The following is a 237-nucleotide window of genomic DNA, read 5'->3' on the forward strand; positions in this document are numbered from 1 at the left end:
CCTTGTAATCATCGCTACAATCGCGTCGGTTGCAACGCTTATGGGTCTTCTTGGTACGGTAACAGGTATGTTCGCGGCTTTCCGTGCGATTGCTACTTCTGGTGCTCCTGATGCGGTTGCTCTTTCAAACGGTATCTCTGAAGCTCTTATCAACACAGCGTTAGGTATCGGTACTTCAGCTTTAGCGATCATTTTCTATAACTACTTCACAAGCAAAATCGATACACTTACTTATGG

1 protein-coding gene is annotated in these 237 nt (G+C 45.1%); it reads left to right on the forward strand.

All coding sequences use genetic code 11. The features are described 5' to 3' along the window. The coding region (locus KK062_RS30570) for a MotA/TolQ/ExbB proton channel family protein (RefSeq protein WP_254088157.1) at positions 1–237 on the forward strand (237 nt) is incomplete at both ends.

This window comes from Dawidia cretensis (assembly GCF_018598175.1).
Classification (GTDB): Bacteria; Bacteroidota; Bacteroidia; order Cytophagales; family Cyclobacteriaceae; genus Ohtaekwangia; species Ohtaekwangia cretensis.